17 protein-coding genes are annotated in these 17,362 nt (G+C 56.8%); 12 read left to right on the top strand and 5 right to left on the bottom strand.

Annotated elements, in window-relative coordinates:
* Positions 1-44 precede the first annotated feature (44 nt).
* Positions 45-317: a hypothetical protein gene (locus V7Q41_RS03640; protein WP_333842922.1), complete on the top strand. Its 273-nt coding sequence runs from the start codon at positions 45-47 to the stop codon at positions 315-317.
* A 68-nt stretch (positions 318-385) separates the two neighbouring features.
* On the opposite strand, the gene parC is transcribed toward V7Q41_RS03640, so the two are convergent.
* A complete protein-coding gene (gene parC / locus V7Q41_RS03635; RefSeq protein ID WP_333842920.1) occupies positions 386-2,737 on the bottom strand; it encodes a DNA topoisomerase IV subunit A in 2,352 nt (783 codons plus the stop codon).
* Positions 2,734-4,713, bottom strand: a complete 1,980-nt coding sequence (locus V7Q41_RS03630; protein ID WP_333842918.1) for a DNA topoisomerase IV subunit B — start codon at positions 4,711-4,713, stop codon at positions 2,734-2,736. The genes parC and V7Q41_RS03630 overlap by 4 nt, the downstream gene beginning before the upstream one ends.
* Positions 4,714-4,777: 64 nt before the next feature.
* Here V7Q41_RS03630 and V7Q41_RS03625 point away from each other — a divergent pair, with 64 nt between their 5' ends.
* From V7Q41_RS03625 to V7Q41_RS03595, 7 genes are read left to right on the top strand one after another with little or no spacing between them, the layout of a single operon-like run.
* A complete protein-coding gene (locus V7Q41_RS03625; RefSeq protein ID WP_333842916.1) occupies positions 4,778-5,998 on the top strand; it encodes an MFS transporter in 1,221 nt (406 codons plus the stop codon).
* Between the two features lie 8 nt (positions 5,999-6,006).
* Complete coding sequence (locus V7Q41_RS03620; protein ID WP_333842914.1) at positions 6,007-6,147, top strand: hypothetical protein; 141 nt, start codon at positions 6,007-6,009, stop codon at positions 6,145-6,147.
* A gap of 1 nt (position 6,148) precedes the next feature.
* A complete protein-coding gene (locus V7Q41_RS03615; RefSeq protein ID WP_333842912.1) occupies positions 6,149-6,733 on the top strand; it encodes a class I SAM-dependent methyltransferase in 585 nt (194 codons plus the stop codon).
* Positions 6,734-6,755: 22 nt separating this feature from the next.
* Positions 6,756-7,655, top strand: a complete 900-nt coding sequence (dapA, locus tag V7Q41_RS03610; RefSeq protein WP_333842910.1) for a 4-hydroxy-tetrahydrodipicolinate synthase — start codon at positions 6,756-6,758, stop codon at positions 7,653-7,655.
* Between the two features lie 27 nt (positions 7,656-7,682).
* Positions 7,683-8,777 carry an outer membrane protein assembly factor BamC gene (gene bamC / locus V7Q41_RS03605; RefSeq protein WP_333843140.1) on the top strand — a complete coding sequence of 365 codons (1,095 nt, stop codon included), beginning with the start codon at positions 7,683-7,685 and terminating at the stop codon, positions 8,775-8,777.
* A gap of 25 nt (positions 8,778-8,802) precedes the next feature.
* Positions 8,803-9,588: an MBL fold metallo-hydrolase gene (locus tag V7Q41_RS03600; protein WP_333842908.1), complete on the top strand. Its 786-nt coding sequence runs from the start codon at positions 8,803-8,805 to the stop codon at positions 9,586-9,588.
* Complete coding sequence (locus V7Q41_RS03595; protein ID WP_333842906.1) at positions 9,573-9,854, top strand: hypothetical protein; 282 nt, start codon at positions 9,573-9,575, stop codon at positions 9,852-9,854. Before V7Q41_RS03600 ends, V7Q41_RS03595 begins: the two co-directional genes overlap by 16 nt.
* Positions 9,855-9,991: 137 nt before the next feature.
* On the opposite strand, the gene V7Q41_RS03590 is transcribed toward V7Q41_RS03595, so the two are convergent.
* A complete protein-coding gene (locus V7Q41_RS03590; RefSeq protein WP_333842903.1) occupies positions 9,992-11,122 on the bottom strand; it encodes a cupin domain-containing protein in 1,131 nt (376 codons plus the stop codon).
* 19 nt (positions 11,123-11,141) lie between these two features.
* On the opposite strand from V7Q41_RS03590, the gene V7Q41_RS03585 reads away from it, so the two are divergent.
* Complete coding sequence (locus V7Q41_RS03585; protein ID WP_333842901.1) at positions 11,142-11,666, top strand: FKBP-type peptidyl-prolyl cis-trans isomerase; 525 nt, start codon at positions 11,142-11,144, stop codon at positions 11,664-11,666.
* Between the two features lies 1 nt (position 11,667).
* Here the strand turns inward: V7Q41_RS03585 and dut are convergent, their stop codons facing one another.
* Together dut and coaBC are read right to left on the bottom strand one after the other, a co-directional pair.
* Positions 11,668-12,117, bottom strand: coding sequence for a dUTP diphosphatase (dut, locus tag V7Q41_RS03580; protein ID WP_333842899.1), 450 nt, complete (start codon positions 12,115-12,117; stop codon positions 11,668-11,670).
* An 84-nt stretch (positions 12,118-12,201) separates the two neighbouring features.
* Positions 12,202-13,419, bottom strand: coding sequence for a bifunctional phosphopantothenoylcysteine decarboxylase/phosphopantothenate--cysteine ligase CoaBC (coaBC, locus tag V7Q41_RS03575; RefSeq protein WP_333842897.1), 1,218 nt, complete (start codon positions 13,417-13,419; stop codon positions 12,202-12,204).
* Between the two features lie 70 nt (positions 13,420-13,489).
* Between coaBC and V7Q41_RS03570 the strand changes: the two genes are divergently transcribed.
* The 3 genes from V7Q41_RS03570 to eno are packed head-to-tail and all read left to right on the top strand — an operon-like array spanning position 13,490 to position 17,360.
* Positions 13,490-15,148, top strand: a complete 1,659-nt coding sequence (locus tag V7Q41_RS03570) for a CTP synthase (protein ID WP_333842895.1) — start codon at positions 13,490-13,492, stop codon at positions 15,146-15,148.
* A 16-nt stretch (positions 15,149-15,164) separates the two neighbouring features.
* Positions 15,165-16,022, top strand: coding sequence for a 3-deoxy-8-phosphooctulonate synthase (gene kdsA, locus V7Q41_RS03565; RefSeq protein WP_333842893.1), 858 nt, complete (start codon positions 15,165-15,167; stop codon positions 16,020-16,022).
* A 54-nt stretch (positions 16,023-16,076) separates the two neighbouring features.
* Positions 16,077-17,360, top strand: a complete 1,284-nt coding sequence (gene eno / locus V7Q41_RS03560; RefSeq protein WP_333842889.1) for a phosphopyruvate hydratase — start codon at positions 16,077-16,079, stop codon at positions 17,358-17,360.
* Positions 17,361-17,362: the final 2 nt, after the last annotated feature.

Below are 17,362 nucleotides of genomic sequence, written 5' to 3'. Positions count from 1 at the left end.
ATAAATTTGCGAAAATAGCATCTTTGCCTCGAGAACTAAAACGAATGTCACGCCCAGAAAAAACAGAAATCTCTAACGACGGTTTGCGCTACAAATCGAAAAAAGGCGGTTCACCTTTCGAAGGCCTCGGCCGCACCGGCGACACCATGAGCTGCATCAAGTGCGGCGTACATAAGCCTCGCAACAACGGTTCGTTCAAGCGCATTCTGGGCTCATCGATGTTTGTGTGCTTCGACTGCAGCCCTCCCAAGAAAGAGGCTGACCCCGCAGCTGCCGCTACAGCAGCGGCAGCAACCAAAGAAAATGCCAAAGCTTAATACTTGGCAACCCACAAAAAAGCGGCTCGTTGAGCCGCTTTTTTTGTGGCCAATCCGCGTTCAGTCCGCTACTCCACCCGCACCACAGCATTCGGTTTAAAGCCCAAGTCCGCGACTTTGCCCTTCTTGGCGCGTGCAGCTTTGGCGTTGTTCAAACTGCGAATTTCAAGCGTTTCTTCGCGCACTTTGCCACCACGGCCAATGCCTTCGATGCGCACGCTGCGTGTGTAGGCAGCAGCACCAGCCAAGGTGTCCTTGGCTTCTAGATCAATCAGCATCAAGCCGCGACCACCCTTTTCCATGGCTTTGAGTTCTGACAGCTCGAAGGTCAAGAAGCGGCCCCCCGTGGACGCACAAGCCACATGCGTGGCAGGTGCCACCGGCTGGGCGCCCGAGCCACCGCTGGCCGGCGATGGACGGCACACGGTTTCGCCTTCGCCCACGGTGATGAAGGCTTTACCGCCTTTGTTGCGCGAGATCATGTGTTCGACATTGGCCATGAAGCCATAGCCGCCTGAGCTGCTGAGCAAGTACGTGGCCCCTGCAGGGCCCGCCACGTAGTGCAGCAGCTGAGTGCCTGCTTCTAAGTCAACAAGCGTGGTCACAGGTTGTCCATCACCACGCGCGCCGGGCAAGACCGACACGGGCACCGAGTAGATGCGGCCGTTCGAGCCAAACGCGATGAAGGTGTCCACCGTGCGGCACTCAAACGTCCCGTACAAACCGTCGCCCGACTTGAAGGCAAAGACACTGGCTTCGTGGCCGTGCCCGGTGCGTGCGCGCACCCAGCCTTTTTCTGAGACCACCACGGTCACAGGCTCATCCACCACCTTGACTTCGGCGACAGCTTTTTTCTCTTCTTGAATCAGCGTGCGGCGTGGGTCGGCAAAGGTTTTGGCATCGGCTTCAATTTCTTTGACCATCAAGCGGCGCAGCGCCGATGGGTTGCCAACGATGTCTTCAAGCTTGGCTTGCTCGTCGCGCAACTCTTTGAGCTCTTGCTCAATTTTGATCGCCTCCAAACGCGCCAGCTGACGCAGGCGAATTTCTAAGATGTCTTCGGCTTGCCGCTCGCTGAGATTGAAGCGCTCCATCAGCGCTTGCTTGGGCTCGTCGCTCTGACGGATGATGGCAATCACCTCGTCGATGTTGAGCAACACCAACTGGCGGCCTTCCAAAATATGAATACGGTCCAGCACTTTGTTCAAGCGGTGCTGCGAGCGTCTGAGCACCGTGGCGGAGCGGAACTCAATCCACTCGGTCAGCATGTCGCGCAACGACTTCGGCACCGGGCGGCCATCGATGCCGACCATGGTGAGGTTGATGGACGACGAAGTCTCTAAGCTGGTGTGCGCCAGCAAGGTGGTGATGAGTTCTTGTTGCAGGGTGGTGCGGGTCTTGGGCTCGAACACCAATCGCACAGCCGCATCTTTGCTTGACTCATCGCGTACCACGTCCAACACGGCCAGCACGGTGGCTTTGAGTTGGGTTTGGTCCGCGCTCAGTGCTTTTTTACCGGTCTTGACCTTGGGGTTGGTGAGCTCTTCAATCTCTTCCAACACGCGCTGGCTGCTCACGCCAGGCGGCAGTTCGTTCACCACCAGTTGCCATTGGCCCCGGGCCAACTCTTCAATCGTCCAGCGGGCACGCACTTTGAGCGAGCCGCGGCCTGTGCGATACGCATCTGCAATGTCCGCCGCACTGCTGATGATTTGGCCGCCACCGGGGTAATCGGGCGCGGGCAAGATGTGCAGCAACTCTTCGTCGCTGAGCTTGGGGCTCTTGATGAGGGCCACGCACGCATCGGCCACTTCGCGCAGGTTATGGCTTGGAATTTCAGTGGCCATCCCCACCGCAATGCCGCTGGCACCATTGAGCAAGGCAAACGGCAAACGGGCTGGCAACTGCTTGGGCTCTTCGGTGGAGCCATCGTAGTTGGCTTGAAAGTCGACTGTGCCTTCGTCAATCTCGTCCAACAGCAGTGTGGTGATTTTGGCCAAACGGGCTTCGGTGTAGCGCATGGCTGCAGCGCCGTCGCCGTCGCGTGAGCCAAAGTTGCCTTGGCCGTCAATCAGCGGGTAGCGTTGCGCAAAGTCTTGCGCCATGCGCACCAGCGCTTCATACGCAGCGCTGTCGCCATGCGGGTGATAGCGACCCAGCACGTCACCCACCACTCGGGCGCACTTGACGGGTTTGGCGCCTGTGTTGTTGTTGGGGCCACTGAACCCAAGGCCCATGCGAGACATCGAATACAGAATGCGGCGCTGCACCGGCTTTTGGCCATCGCACACATCGGGCAAGGCACGGCCTTTGACCACGCTGAGCGCGTATTCCAGGTAAGCGCGTTGGGCGTAGTGGCCCAGCGCGATGTCGCCGTCACCATCCGCGGTGGGCAAGTCAGGGGTAAGCAAATCGGTCATACATCAATCTCAATCGAATCGCCATGCAACTCCATCAGCTCACGGCGTGCGGCGGCTTCGCCTTTGCCCATGAGCTGCGTGATCAAACCTTCGGTGGTGGCAAAGTCCAGCAAACCGAGTTGTACGGGCATGAGGCGACGGGTGTCGGGGTTCAAGGTGGTGTCCCACAGTTGCTCGGCGCTCATTTCGCCCAATCCCTTGAAGCGGCTGATGCTCCATTTGCCCTCGGCCACGCCGTCTTTGCGCAGCTTGTCGAGGATGGCGGTGAGTTCGCCTTCGTCCAAAGCGTAGACCTTTGCGGCGGGCTTCTTGCCGCGTGCGGGCGTGTCCACCCGAAACAGCGGTGGACGTGCCACAAACACATGGCCGGCTTCGATGAGCTTGGGAAAGTGGCGAAAAAACAAGGTCAACAACAAGACTTGAATGTGCGAGCCGTCCACGTCCGCATCGGACAAGATGCACACCTTGCCATAACGCAGTCCGCTCATGTCTGGCGTGTCGTTGGGGCCGTGTGGGTCCACGCCCACGGCCACCGAAATGTCGTGAATTTCGTTGTTGGCAAACAAGCGGTCGCGCTCGACCTCCCATGTATTGAGCACCTTGCCGCGCAGCGGCAGAATGGCTTGGTTTTCTTTGTTACGGCCCATCTTGGCGCTGCCGCCCGCAGAATCGCCCTCCACCAAAAACACCTCGTTGTGTGCCGTGTCTTTGCTTTCGCAATCCGTCAGTTTGCCGGGCAAAACGGCCACGCCAGAGCCTTTGCGCTTCTCCACTTTTTGGCCTGCTTTTTGGCGGGTTTGAGCGGCTTTGATCGCGAGTTCGGCCAATTTTTTGCCATATTCCACATGCTGGTTAAGCCACAGCTCCATGGTGGGGCGCACATAGCTCGACACCAGACGCACCGCATCGCGTGAGTTGAGACGTTCTTTGATTTGGCCTTGAAACTGCGGGTCCAGCACCTTGGCGCTCAGCACATAGCTGGCCCGAGCAAACACGTCTTCGGGCATGAGCTTGACGCCCTTGGGCAGCAAGGCGTGCAGCTCGATGAAGCTTTTGACGGCTGTGAATAACCCATCGCGCAAGCCGCTGTCATGTGTGCCGCCAGCGCTGGTCGGAATCAGGTTGACATAGCTCTCGCGCACAGGTGCGCCGTCTTCGGTGAAAGCCACCGCCCATGTTGCGCCCTCGCCTTCGGCAAAGCTGTCGTGGTTGCTGTCGGCAAAGCCCTCGCCTTCAAATAAAGGAATGACGGGCTCGCCGTGCAGCGTCTGCATCAAATAGTCACGCAGGCCGCCTTTGTAGAGCCAGTTGTGTGATTCTTTGGTCTTTTCGTTGACCAGCGTCACGCTGACGCCGGGCATGAGCACGGCTTTGCTGCGCAGCAAGTGCACCAGCTCGTGCATCGGCAAAGCCGAGGACTCAAAGTATTTGGCATCCGGCCACACACGCACAGTGGTACCTTGTTTACGGTCCCCTGGCTCTTGTGGGCGGGTGGTGAGCTTTTCCACCACGTCGCCACCTGAGAACACCAAGTGCGCCACTTGGCCTTCGCGATAAGAGGTGGCTTCCATGCGCTTGGCCAGTGCATTGGTCACGCTCACACCGACGCCGTGCAAACCGCCAGAAAAGCTGTAGGCGCCTCCCGAGCCCTTGTCAAACTTGCCGCCTGCATGCAAGCGGGTGAACACCAGTTCAATGACAGGGGCTTTTTCTTCGGGGTGCATGCCAAATGGAATGCCACGGCCATCGTCGTCGATGCTGACCGAGCCATCACTGTGCAAGGTGATGCCAATCTTCTTGCCGTGCCCTGCCAAGGCCTCGTCAGCCGCGTTGTCCAGCACCTCTTGAATGATGTGCAAGGGGTTTTCGGTGCGGGTGTACATGCCTGGACGCTGCTTGACGGGCTCGAGCCCTTTCAAAACGCGAATCGAGCCTTCAGAGTACTGGGGCGGTGGAGAGGGTTGCTTGGTGGCCATGGGGCGCAATTGTAGTTAACCCCTGTGACAGGGAATCTGGCCGTCATTGGTTAAAGTCAGCTTCATGACCATCCAACACAAAACACTGCCCATGTGGCAAGTCTTGGCCTGCGGGGCAGCCATCGTCACCCTATCGATGGGGATTCGCCACGGCTTTGGTCTGTGGCTCCAACCCATCACGCAAGCGCAAGACTGGACCCGTGAAAACTTTGCCATGGCCATCGCCATTCAAAACTTGATTTGGGGTGTTGCAGGTATCTTTTCGGGCATGTTGGCTGACCGTTTTGGCGCTTTTCGCGTGCTCGTCATCTGCGCGGTGATGTATGCGCTTGGCTTGATTGGCATGGCGTATTCAACGACACCTGTGCTGTTTACCGCCACAGCGGGGGTGTTGATTGGCATCGCCCAGGCTGGCACCACTTACGCTGTGATTTACGGCGTGATTGGCCGCAACGTCAGCGCCGCCAAGCGCTCATGGGCCATGGGTGTGGCAGCCGCGGCGGGTTCTTTTGGTCAGTTTTTGATGGTACCCACGGAGGGCTACCTCATCAGCACCTTTGGTTGGCAAGAGGCTTTGGTGTGGTTGGCGCTATCTGCCATGCTCATCATTCCCCTCGCCTTCGGCTTGCGCGAGCCTGGCTTTGCTGGCGGTGCTGCCCCACAGCGCGACCAATCCATCTTGCATGCGCTGGGCGAAGCCATGCGCTACCGCAGCTTTCAGCTGCTGATGGCTGGCTACTTTGTGTGCGGTTTTCAGGTGGTGTTCATTGGCGTGCACATGCCGAGTTACTTAAAAGACAACGGCTTGTCACCCGAAGTGGCCAGCATTGCCTTGGCTCTGATTGGTCTGTTCAACGTCTTTGGTACTTACATTGCAGGCAGCTTGGGCCAACGCTTGGCGAAGCGCAAAATTTTGTCTTTCATCTATATTTCGCGCTCCATTGCCATCGTTGTTTTCTTGCTGGCCCCGCTCACGCCGATGAGCGTGTATATCTTTTCGAGCGTGATGGGTGTGTTGTGGCTCTCGACAGTTCCCCCTACCAATGCCATCGTGGCGCAGATTTTTGGCGTGGCGCATATGTCGATGTTGGCGGGTTTTGTGTTTTTCAGCCACCAAATTGGCAGCTTCATGGGTGTTTGGCTGGGCGGCTATCTGTATGACAAGACTGGCAGCTACGACATCGTTTGGTACATCTCGATTGCGCTAGGTGTGTTTGCCGCTTTGGTGAACATGCCGGTGAAAGAGGGGGCGATTGAGCGTTCACCAGCGGCGGCAGCGGTTTGAGGTTTGAAATGGGCTTTTTACAGCGCACCTGGATTCGACAAGCTCTGATTGGCTTGTTGTGCGTCACCGTTTTGCTGGGGGTGTTGTCCCTGTATTTGCAGCCAGCGTTTTTGCTGACCTTGGCCAACCAAGTGTGGGCATGTTTCTAGCATGAACACAGTGCTTCACGGCCAAGAGCCGGTTTGTACGTGGGTCGCGCGGTGGGCGCACCTGTTTGCAGCGGGCTGCAGCGTGCTTGACCTTGCCTGCGGTCATGGACGTCACATGCGCCACTGTGCAGCCCTAGGCCACCCCGTGACGGGTGTGGACCGCAACCCAGATGCCATTGCCGCGGTCAGCGCCTTGGGCGAGAGCATCTGTGCAGACATCGAAAACGGACCTTGGCCGCTGCAAGGCCGCACATTTGGCGGCGTGATTGTGACCAATTACCTCTGGCGCCCCCTGTGGCCACTTATTTTGAACAGCCTGGCTCCCAACGGCGTGCTGATCTACGCCACCTTCTCGGCGGGCAACGACACCGTGGGTAAACCCTCTCGACCCGACTTCTTACTGAGTCATGCCGAACTGCTGGGCGTTTGCAGTGCGCTGCGCATCGTGGCATTTGAAGAGGGTTTTGAGCAGCAACCCGAGCGCTTTGTGCAACGGATCGTGGCCGTTCGCGAGACAGGCGGTGCGCCAACGCCTGCGCGTTACCCACTTGCCCACTCAAAACGCCATTCGCACTCGCTAGAATGAACGTTTTTCTTTGACCGAGCCAATGGACATGACACCCATCACCGGCAGCATCGTGGCACTGGCCACCCCCATGCACACAGACGGTAGCGTCGATTACGCCACCCTTCGCCAACTGATTGATTGGCACATCAACGAAGGGACCGATTGCATTGGCGTGGTAGGCACCACTGGCGAATCTCCCACAGTCAATGTGGAAGAACACTGCGAAATCATCCGCGTCTCGGTCGAGCAAGCCGCCAAACACACTGAGCGTCATGTGCCCATCATGGCGGGCTGTGGTGCCAACTCGACCACTGAAGCGATTGAGCTGGCCAAGTTCGCCAAAAAAGTTGGCGCACATTGCCAGCTCCAAGTCGTGCCTTACTACAACAAGCCCACGCAAGAAGGTCAATACCGGCACTTCAAAGCCATCGCTGAAGCTGTGGACTTGCCCGTGATTTTGTACAACGTACCCGGCCGCTCCGTGGCCGATATGGCGCACGACACCGTGCTGCGCTTGACCCAAGTGCCAGGCATCGTGGGCATCAAGGAAGCCACGGGCAATATCGAACGCGCTCAGTGGCTGATTCGCGAAGTACCCTCAAGTTTCGCTGTGTACTCGGGGGACGACCCCACCGCCGTCGCCTTGATGCTGTGCGGCGGCCAGGGCAACATCAGCGTGACAGCCAACGTAGCGCCTCGTTTGATGCACGAACTCTGTACAGCCGCCATCGCAGGCGACGTCAAACGTGCCATGGACATCCAGTTCAAATTGATGCCTGTTCACAAACAGCTGTTTGTGGAAGCCAACCCCATTCCAGTGAAATGGGCCATGCACCGACTGGGCCTCGCAGGCCCCACGTTGCGATTGCCCATGACAGAACTCACCCACAGCAATGAAGCGGTGGTGGAAGACGCCTTGCGCGCTGCTGGTTTGATCTGATTTTTTAAAAAGGCCTTGGCTGTGAAAATTTCTTTTGCTACGAATCGCATTGCGCTAGTTCTGACAACCTTGGTGCTGCTCAGCGCTTGCTCGTCCATCTTGGACGGTGACAAGGTCAACTACAAAACCGAAGGTGGCACCAAGGTGGTGCCGCTCGACATTCCCCCAGACCTGACGCAACTCAATCGGGACACTCGCTACGCCGTTCCAGGCGGACCCGTGAGCGCCAGCGGCATGGCCGTTCGCCCCTCGCCAAGCGTTGCAGCGACGGCAGCCCAACAAGTCAATGATGTGCGCATTGAGCGGGATGGCAAACAACGTTGGTTGGTGGTGAACAGATCTGCCGATGCCGTGTGGCCGATTGTTCAGGGCTTTTGGAAAGAAAATGGGTTTACTTTTGTGATTGAGCAACAGCAACTCGGTTTACTGGAAACTGAATGGGCTGAAAACCGCGCCAAAATCCCTCAAGACATCATCCGACGCACTTTGGGCAAAGTCCTCGATGGTTTGTATTCTTCTGGTGAACGGGACAAATTCCGCACACGCATTGAGCGCAACAACACCGGCGGTGTTGACATCTTTGTCACGCACCGTGGCATGAGCGAGGAATACAAAGACGCATCAAAAACCAGCACAATTTGGGCCGCACGCCCCAGTGACCCCGAACTAGAAGCTGAGTTTTTGACGCGTTTGATGTTCAAACTCGGTGTCTCTGCTGAGCAAGCAAAAACCAGCGTCGCCGCCCAAGAAGTCGCCGCCAACAAAACCACTTTGGTCACCCGAGGTGACGCGACGCTCTTGACTATCCCGGACACATTTGATGTGGCATGGCGACGCGTCGGCTTGGCCTTGGACCGCACGGGTTTCACTGTGGAAGACCGTGACAGAGCGCAAGGCGTTTACTTTGTGCGCTATGTGGAAAGCAGCTCCAAAGACGAAAAAGGCTTCTTTGGCAGACTCTTTAGCAGCTCAAAGTCTGAAACGGGGCCCGTCAAGTACAGAATTTTTGTTCGACAAGCTGGCAACACAACAGAAGTCACTGTGCAAAACGCTGCGGGAGGCACTGAAAACAGCCCTGTTTCTCAGCGCATCCTTAAGTTGCTGGCCGATGATCTGCGCTGATCAGCGCGGGTCTTGAACGGGCGCCATGTTGCGCTTTAAAAGCCTGGGCAGTGGCAGCTCAGGCAATGCCACTTTGGTTGAAGCCCAAAGCGGCACCCAGACCACCCGCTTGCTCATCGATTGCGGCTTGCGTTTGGTTGACCTTGAGGCTCGACTGATTGAAGCGGGCACCTGCGCTGAAGATCTCAATGCCATTTTCATCACCCACGAGCATGGCGACCATATTGGCTGTGCGCGCAGCTTTGTCAAACGGTATGTCACCCCTGTTTGGATGAGCCAAGGGACTTGGATGGCTGTGAGGGACAAAACATGGACACCCCACCAACATTTGCTGAATGTGGCGCGCGATGGCTGCGCGATTGAAATAGGTGCTCTCCAAACCTTGCCCTTCACCGTCCCCCATGACGCCCGAGAGCCCTTGCAGTTGCGCTGCACAGACGGGCAACGGCACTTGGGAATTGCGACCGATCTGGGTCACCCATCCACGCATGTGGTGAACGCCTTGCAGGGCTGTCATGCACTGCTCATCGAAGCCAACCATGATGCTGAGATGCTGGCGGCGTCAAGCTACCCCAGTTTTTTAAAACAACGGGTGGCTGGCCCTTGGGGGCATTTATCTAACCAGGCAGCCGCTCTACTGTTGTCGAGCGTCAAACATGAGCAGCTCAGTTATGTGCTGGCCGCGCACCTGAGTGAGCGGAACAACACGCCAAGCTTAGCCCGAGCGAGCTTGAGCCAAGCCCTGGGTTGCAGCCTCTCTGACATCGATGTGGCTGACCCCATCACAGGATCTGCATGGATCAGCGTTTGATTCAAGATGAAAGCGAAAAAAAAGCCACCCAATGGGTGGCTTTTGCATTCAGTTTGAAAACTGATTACTTGCTGGCAGCGTCAGAAGCTGGTGCAGCGGCTTCAGAAGCCACGGCAGAAGCTGCTTCCACTGGCGCAGAAGCGGCAACAGGTGCGGCTTCCACAGCAGGAGCTTCTTTTTTGCCGCAAGCGACGAGAGCGGCAGCTGCCAACAAAGATGCCAACAGGATTGACTTGTTCATGAGAATTTTCCTTAAAGGGGATTGAAAACAATTTCCGGAAATTGAGGTGGTTTTCACCACAACCAAGCTGATGGACTGGAGCCCCCAACTTAGCCCTTAATTATAGGGTAATTCCTAGCTTCTATCCATGACTCTGTCAGCGGCGTGTCAATCAAGAGGGATTCAGGCGCCCGCATGGAGCCAACCATCGTCACACCATTCCAACAACAAGCTCACAGCATCCGCGCTGGCTTTGGCCAGATCTTCAGCGCTGAGGCAGCGTTGATTGGCCAGTTGGCGCATCAAAACAGCATCTTTACCTGCCGCGCGCCAGCTTTCGCCATTCAAGAAAATATGCTGTGCGTCATACATCATCTTGCTTCTTCGGTCTAAATACACAGACTTGAGCTGATGAGGCGCGTCCCCCATTTCAAAGTACACATTCGCTTTGGGTTCAGTGAGATATTCACCTAAAGCACGTTGCAGCGCTTTAGGGTCTTTTAACGACTTTTGCAAGGCTAATCTTGCAAATTCATTCAAACCCTGCGGCACTTGCGCTGGGTGAGAGACAGCGGCTTGGCTGGCGTCTTTGTACAAATCGCCACCTGCCGTGTCTTCAGCCCCTTCACTGAGACGTACCAACAACTCACGGGCCAAGTCGCCTGTTTGGGGGACACGAAAGCCCACCGAATAGGTCATGCACTCGCCCTGCGCAATGCCTTCATGGGCATAGCGCGGCGGCAAATACAACATATCGCCAGGATCGAGCACCCAGTCTTGCTCAGGCCTGAAGTGAGCCAAGATTTTCAAGGGCATCTCGGGCACCAGCGACAAGTCTTTTTGACGGCCAATGCGCCAACGGCGTTGGCCGTGGGCTTGCAACAAGAACACGTCGTAGCTGTCAAAGTGTGGCCCCACGCCGCCGCCGTCAGAGGCATAGCTGACCATCACATCGTCCAAACGTGCGTCCGGAATAAAGCGAAATTGATGCATCAAAGCGGCCATGCGGTCGTCGTGTAAGTCCACACCTTGCACCAGCAAAGTCCAATCGCGCTCGGTGAGCTTGGGGATGGCGCGACGCTTGAACGGACCGCGTTGCATGCGCCAGTCGCGTTGACCGCCGTTGGTCCCCATGACCAAACGGGACTCCACCTCGTTGTGCTGGGCCAAGTCAAACAGCTCGGAGCGGCTGAGCAAGGCTTTGAATTGTGGAAAAGCTTGGCGCACCAACAAGGGTTTGCGCTGCCAATAGGTGCTCATAAATTCGGCGGGGCTGATGCCGCCGAGCAGGGTCAGGGGTTTGTTTACATGCATCGTGCGACAATTTTGCCCTATGGAAATTACACAACACTGCGTGGTCGGCTTGACTTGGACCTTGAAAGACACTTTGGGCGAGGTGCTGGACGAATTGGACAGCCCTATTGAGTTTTTGCTGGGCGGTGATGACTTGCTCGCCAAGATTGAAGAAGCTCTGCAAGGCCACCAAGTGGGCGACCACCTCGACCTGCAACTCGAACCCGAAGAAGCCTTTGGCGACTATGACGAAAATTTGGTGTTTTTAGAAACCCGCTCTCGCTTTCCCAAAGAGCTGGAAGAAGGCCACACCATCGAGGGTCATGCCCTGCCCACTGGCTGCAATCCCGATGCGCCACAAGACTTGCTCTACACCGTGACCGAGCTCTACCCCGAGCATGTGGTGCTAGATGGCAACCATCCACTGGCTGGCATTGCGATTCGCATTCACCTCGAGGTGCAGTCGGTGCGCGAGGCTACGCACAAAGAGCAAGAGCGAGGCACTTTGGGCACGGGATTCTTCAAGATCGAGGCGCAAGCGCCAGGCAACGATTTGTTGCACTGATTTATTTCTTCCGGGTCGAGCCGTAACCGCCCTCACCGCGTTCGGTGGGCGCAGCAAATTCGTTGACCACATTGAACTGGGCTTGCACCACGGGCACGATGACCAACTGCGCCAAGCGCTCCATAGGCTCCAGCGTGAAAGCCACATCGCTGCGGTTCCAAGCGCTGACCATGAGTTGGCCTTGGTAATCGCTGTCAATCAAACCCACCAAGTTGCCCAATACGATGCCGTGTTTGTGGCCTAGGCCAGAGCGCGGCAAGATCAACGCGGCATAGGCGGGGTCTGCCAAATGAATAGCGATGCCCGTGGGCACCAATTGCCAAGCATTGGGCTCCAAGGTGATGGCCACATCCAAGCACGCACGCAAGTCCAAGCCAGCGCTGCCGGGCGTGGCGTAGTGCGGCAGATGGTCTGCCATGCGGGGATCCAGAATTTTGACGTCGAGTTTCATGGTTTGATCAGTTGAAGACGATGGAGTTGAAAATTCAAATGTGAAGCTTGACATCACCGCTTGGGTTCAATCGAACAGAACAAGTCAGGCGGCCTTCATGCGCACAGCAATCTCGGCCACCAATTGACGCGCCAAGGTGAGCTTGCTGGCATGCGCCAACGCTTGACTGCCTTGTGCATCGACCAACAACAAGGCGTTGTCATCCAAACCAAAGGTGGCAGGCCCAATATTGCCCACCAAAAGCGGCACGCCTTTGCGCGCGCGTTTGTCGGTGGCGTGCTTCAGCAAATCATGGCTCTCCGCCGCAAAACCCACGCAATACAAAGCGCCGCTTTGGGCGCGGGGCGATTGAGACACTTCAGCCAAGATGTCTGGGTTCTCTACAAAGCTGAACTGCGGTAACTGGGCTGAACCCTCTTTTTTGATCTTTTGCCCCGCCACATCGGCCACGCGCCAATCGGCCACAGCCGCGGTGGCCACAAACACAGAGGCAGCATCCACATGTTGTGCAACGGCTATTTGCATCTCTAGGGCGGAGAGTACATCCACGCGCTGCACGCCCCGCGGTGTGGGCAAGTTCACGGGACCTGCCACCAAGGTCACTTCTGCACCGGCCTCATGGGCTGCGCGGGCAATTGCAAAGCCCATCTTGCCGCTGGATAAATTGGTGATGCCGCGCACTGGATCCATCGCTTCATAAGTGGGCCCAGCTGTGACCAACACATGCTGGCCTGCCAGCAACTTAGGCTGAAAAAAAGCAATCAGATCTTCCACAATCTCATCGGGCTCCAGCATGCGGCCGTCGCCCGTTTCGCCGCAGGCTTGCTCACCTTGCCCCACATCCAGCACATGCGCACCATCCGCCTTGAGCTGCGCCATGTTGCGCTGAGTGGCAGGATGAATCCACATTTCTCGGTTCATGGCAGGAGCCAAAATCAATGGCACTTTGTCTATGGGGCGCGCCAAGCACATGAGGCTGAGCAACTCATCTGCACGACCGTGCAGCAGTTTGGCCATGAAGTCAGCACTGGCGGGGGCCACCAAGATGGCATCGGCCTCACGGCTCAAATTGATGTGCGCCATGTTGTTGTGTTCGCGCGCATCCCATTGCGAGGTGTAGACCGTGCGGTTCGACAAGGCTTGCATGGTCACGGGTGTGATGAACTGCGCCGCAGCCTCGGTCATCACCACTTGAACCGTGGCGCCCTCTTTGACCAAGGCACGGCACAGCTCCGCCGCTTTGTAGCAAGCGATGCCACCACTCAAACCCAAAACAATGTGTTTATTTGACAGATCAGACATGGGTCGCAATGTAGCAGAGCGCCTATAATTGGTATTTCCACCTACCGAGAGATTGACCTCTCGATCTGGCATGACCCAATTTGTATTCGTCACCGGCGGCGTTGTCTCTTCCCTTGGTAAGGGAATAGCAGCCGCCTCACTCGCCGCGCTGCTTGAGTCGCGCGGCCTCAAAGTCACCCTGATCAAGCTGGATCCCTACATCAACGTCGACCCCGGCACCATGTCTCCGCTGCAACACGGCGAGGTCTTCGTCACCGAAGACGGTGCAGAAACCGACCTCGACCTCGGCCACTACGAGCGCTTCATCACGACGCGCATGAAAAAGGCCAACAACTTCACCACAGGCCAGATTTACCAAAGCGTGCTCGACAAAGAACGTCGCGGCGACTATCTGGGCAAAACCGTCCAAGTCATCCCGCACATCACCAACGAAATTCAAGAATTCGTCAAGCGCGGCGCAGCCTATGGCACGCCTGAAGCAGTGGATGTGGCCATCGTTGAAATCGGTGGCACGGTGGGTGACATTGAGTCTTTGCCCTTCCTAGAGGCTGCCCGTCAAATGAACTTGAAATTGGGCCCAAACAACACCGCATTTGTCCACCTAAGCTACGTGCCCTGGATTGCTGCCGCGGGTGAGCTCAAAACCAAACCCACCCAACACACGGCCCAAAAGCTGCGCGAAATTGGTATCCAAGCCGATGCCTTGGTGTGCCGTGCAGACCGCCCCATACCTGAAGAAGAGCGCCAAAAGATCAGCCTGTTCTCCAACGTGCCTGAATGGGGCGTGATCTCCATGTGGGACGTGGACACCATCTATAAAGTACCACGCATGTTGCATGACCAAGGCTTGGATAACTTGGTGTGCGAAAAACTACGTATCAGCGCCAAACCCGCTCAGTTGCAGCGCTGGGACGACTTGGTCCATGAAGTCGCCAACCCAAGAGAAGAGGTCACCATCGCCATGGTGGGCAAGTACGTGGACCTGTCTGACAGCTACAAGTCACTCAACGAGGCCCTGCGCCACGCTGGCATGAAGAACCATGCGCGAGTGAAAATTGAGTACATCGATTCGGAAAACATCACGCCTGACAACGTCAGCGACCTTGGCAAGTTTGACGCCATTTTGGTCCCCGGTGGCTTTGGCATTCGTGGCGTAGAGGGCAAGATTTCCTCTGCTCAGTTCGCCCGTGAAAACAAAGTTCCCTACTTGGGCATCTGCCTGGGCATGCAAGTGGCCACCATCGAATACGCTCGCCACATGGCTGGCCTGACGCAGGCCAATAGCACCGAGTTTGTGCCAGACGGCCCTTGCCCCGTCATCGCCCTGATCCACGAGTGGAAAGATGCGGACGGCAGCATCCAAACCCGCACGGCCAACTCCAACCTTGGCGGCACCATGCGCTTAGGCGCGCAAAGCTCTGATGTGGCTCCTGGCACATTGGCCCACAAGATTTACGGTGATGTGGTGACCGAGCGTCACCGCCACCGCTACGAAGCCAATGTGAACTACCTCGACGCACTGCGTTCTGCTGGCTTGGTGATTTCAGCGCTCACACAGCGCGAACAACTCACCGAGATCGTCGAGTTGCCGCAAAATGTGCATCCTTGGTACATGGGCGTGCAGTTCCATCCCGAGTTCAAATCGACGCCTTGGGATGGCCACCCCTTGTTCAACGCCTTTGTGAAAGCAGCGCTGGACCACCGGGCCTTGGCAAAAAACGCACATTGAAAACAAAGGACACCCCATGAAACTTTGCGGATTTGATGTTGGCCTGAACCAACGCTTCTTTTTAATCGCTGGCACTTGCTCGATTGAAAGCATGGAGATGTCCATTGACGTGGCAGGCCAATTGAAGGAAATCTGCTCGGGCTTGGGCATTCCACTCATCTACAAAGGTTCGTTCGACAAGGCCAACCGTTCTTCCGGCAACACCTTGCGCGGTGTGGGCATGGATGCGGGCCTGAACATCCTGGACGAGGTACGCCGACAACTGCAACTCCCCATCCTCACAGATGTGCATGATGCGTCGCAAGTCAGCACCGTGGCCAGCGTGGTCGATGTGTTGCAGACCCCCGCCTTCTTATGCCGCCAAACCGACTTCATCCGAGCCGTGGCGCAATCGGGCAAACCAGTCAACATCAAAAAGGGCCAATTTTTAGCGCCTTGGGACATGAAAAATGTCATTGACAAAGCCCGTGACGCGGCTCGCGAGGCGGGACTGACCGAAGACAACTTCTTGGCCTGCGAACGCGGTGTGAGCTTTGGCTACAACAACCTCGTGGCCGACATGACCAGCTTGGCTGAGATGCGCAAGTCTGGCGCGCCCGTGGTGTTCGACGTCACGCATTCTGTGCAAAAACCAGGCGGACAAGGCACAGTCAGCGGCGGCGCCCGCGAGATGGTGCCTGTGCTGGCGCGCGCTGGCGTGGCCGCGGGTGTGGCTGGCTTGTTCATGGAAACCCACCCGCGCCCCTCAGAGGCTTGGTCGGATGGCCCAAACGCCGTGCCATTGGGCAAAATGAAAGCTTTGTTAGAGACCCTGGTCGAGCTCGATGCTGTGACCAAAAAACACCCCTTCTTAGAGAACAACTTTGAAGCCTAAGTGCCACGCACACAGACTTCAACCCTTTTAAAAACTTGAAATAGGAAACCTCCCATGAGCGCTATCGTCGACATCGTTGCCCGTGAAATTTTGGACAGCCGCGGCAACCCCACCGTGGAATGTGATGTGCTGTTGGAGTCGGGCACCATGGGCCGTGCCGCAGTGCCATCCGGCGCATCCACTGGCAGCCGTGAAGCCATTGAGTTGCGTGATGGCGACCCAAGCCGCTACCTCGGCAAAGGCGTGTTGAAAGCAGTGGAGCACATCAACACCGAAATCTCAGAAGCCATTTTGGGCTTGGACGCGTCTGAACAAGCCTTCCTCGACAAGACCTTGATCGACCTCGACGGCACTGAAAACAAAAGCCGCTTAGGCGCCAATGCGATGTTGGCCGTGTCAATGGCTGTAGCACGCGCTGCGGCCGAAGAGTCTGGTTTGCCGTTGTACCGCTACTTTGGCGGCATGCATGCCAACCAATTGCCTGTGCCCATGATGAACGTCATCAACGGCGGCGCCCACGCCAACAACAACTTGGACTTGCAAGAGTTCATGATCATCCCCGTCGGCGCGCCCACCTTCCGCGAAGCCGTGCGTTACGGCGCTGAAGTGTTTCACGCCTTGAAGAAAATCATCCATGACAAAGGCATGAGCATTGCTGTGGGTGACGAAGGTGGTTTTGCGCCCAACGTCACCAGCCACGAAGCGGCCATCCAAATGATCTTGGATGCCATTGCTGCTGCGGGCTACACCGCAGGCGAACAAATCGCCATTGGCTTAGATTGCGCGGCCAGCGAGTTCTACAAAGACGGCAAGTACCACTTGTCTGGCGAAGGCTTGCAATTGACCGCCCAACAGTGGACTGACATGTTGGCCACCTGGTGCGACAAGTACCCCATCATCAGCATCGAAGACGGCATGGCCGAAAACGACTGGGACGGCTGGAAAGTGTTGACCGAGCGATTGGCTCAAAAAGTGCAAATCGTGGGCGACGACTTGTTCGTGACCAACACCAAGATCTTCAAAGAAGGCATTGACAAAGGCATCGCCAATTCGATTCTCATCAAGATCAACCAAATCGGCACCTTGACCGAGACCTTCGCAGCCATCGAGATGGCCAAGCGCGCTGGCTACACCGCTGTGATCAGCCACCGCTCAGGCGAAACTGAAGACAGCACCATTGCTGACATCGCCGTAGGTTTGAACGCGGGTCAAATCAAAACCGGCTCCATGAGCCGCTCTGACCGCATGGCCAAATACAACCAACTTTTACGCATCGAAGAAGACTTGGGCGACGTGGCGGTCTACCCTGGCCGCTCGGCCTTCTACAACCTGCGTTGATC

The sequence above is a fragment of the Limnohabitans sp. genome (genome assembly GCF_036804465.1).
Lineage (GTDB): Bacteria > Pseudomonadota > Gammaproteobacteria > Burkholderiales > Burkholderiaceae_C > Limnohabitans.
Note: the sequence above shows the minus strand (reverse complement) of the source record. Positions and strands in the feature narration are given on the sequence as shown.

Coding starts and splice junctions, on each gene's coding strand:
- dut (WP_333842899.1), bottom strand. CDS start 12,117: ATGAAACTCGACGTCAAAATTCTGGATCCCCGCATGGCAGACCATCTG.
- V7Q41_RS03590 (WP_333842903.1), bottom strand. CDS start 11,122: ATGCATGTAAACAAACCCCTGACCCTGCTCGGCGGCATCAGCCCCGCC.
- coaBC (WP_333842897.1), bottom strand. CDS start 13,419: ATGTCTGATCTGTCAAATAAACACATTGTTTTGGGTTTGAGTGGTGGC.
- V7Q41_RS03625 (WP_333842916.1), top strand. CDS start 4,778: ATGACCATCCAACACAAAACACTGCCCATGTGGCAAGTCTTGGCCTGC.
- eno (WP_333842889.1), top strand. CDS start 16,077: ATGAGCGCTATCGTCGACATCGTTGCCCGTGAAATTTTGGACAGCCGC.
- V7Q41_RS03600 (WP_333842908.1), top strand. CDS start 8,803: ATGTTGCGCTTTAAAAGCCTGGGCAGTGGCAGCTCAGGCAATGCCACT.
- parC (WP_333842920.1), bottom strand. CDS start 2,737: ATGACCGATTTGCTTACCCCTGACTTGCCCACCGCGGATGGTGACGGC.
- kdsA (WP_333842893.1), top strand. CDS start 15,165: ATGAAACTTTGCGGATTTGATGTTGGCCTGAACCAACGCTTCTTTTTA.
- V7Q41_RS03630 (WP_333842918.1), bottom strand. CDS start 4,713: ATGGCCACCAAGCAACCCTCTCCACCGCCCCAGTACTCTGAAGGCTCG.
- dapA (WP_333842910.1), top strand. CDS start 6,756: ATGGACATGACACCCATCACCGGCAGCATCGTGGCACTGGCCACCCCC.
- V7Q41_RS03570 (WP_333842895.1), top strand. CDS start 13,490: ATGACCCAATTTGTATTCGTCACCGGCGGCGTTGTCTCTTCCCTTGGT.
- V7Q41_RS03585 (WP_333842901.1), top strand. CDS start 11,142: ATGGAAATTACACAACACTGCGTGGTCGGCTTGACTTGGACCTTGAAA.
- V7Q41_RS03640 (WP_333842922.1), top strand. CDS start 45: ATGTCACGCCCAGAAAAAACAGAAATCTCTAACGACGGTTTGCGCTAC.
- V7Q41_RS03595 (WP_333842906.1), top strand. CDS start 9,573: ATGGATCAGCGTTTGATTCAAGATGAAAGCGAAAAAAAAGCCACCCAA.
- V7Q41_RS03620 (WP_333842914.1), top strand. CDS start 6,007: ATGGGCTTTTTACAGCGCACCTGGATTCGACAAGCTCTGATTGGCTTG.
- V7Q41_RS03615 (WP_333842912.1), top strand. CDS start 6,149: ATGAACACAGTGCTTCACGGCCAAGAGCCGGTTTGTACGTGGGTCGCG.